The following is a 486-nucleotide window of genomic DNA, read 5'->3' as shown; positions in this document are numbered from 1 at the left end:
CGGCACCTGAGCAGAGTGAGGCGTGGTTGCGCCAGAAACTGGCACTGTATGCTGATGCCTGGGATGTGGCGCAGGATCTGGCACACGGCGTGCCGGAGATCGTGGTGATTGATACGCGCTCAGAGCAGCAGTATCACGCCGGGCATATCTGCGGTGCCGTCAGCTTTCCTCATCGTTTAATGAATGCCGATACGCTGGCGGGATGGGACCGGGAGAAAGTGTATATCACATACTGTGACGGCATTGGCTGTAACGGGTCAACAAAAGGCGCATGGAAGCTGGCGGCGGCGGGATTCAGAGTAAAGGAGTTGATTGGCGGGCTGGATTTCTGGCGGCGCGATAACCATCCGGTAACGGAAGGCGATCAGCCGGGCAGTTGGTCTGAAATGACAACGCTACCCGACTGCGGTTGCTAAATTAAAGCAGTATCCAGAGCACCAGCACCAGTACAAACAGGACGGCAAAGGCGGCAAACACCGGGCGATT

General features: G+C 57.0%; 1 protein-coding gene. It reads left to right on the top strand.

What is annotated here, in order from left to right:
• The coding region (locus WH277_RS01080; RefSeq protein WP_339503868.1) for a rhodanese-like domain-containing protein at nucleotides 1-416 on the top strand (416 nt) is incomplete at its 5' end.
• Nucleotides 417-486: the final 70 nt, after the last annotated feature.

The organism is Erwinia sp. MYb416, assembly GCF_037479575.1.
Lineage (GTDB): Bacteria > Pseudomonadota > Gammaproteobacteria > Enterobacterales > Enterobacteriaceae > Erwinia > Erwinia rhapontici.
This window is presented reverse-complemented; position numbering and strand designations above follow the sequence as displayed.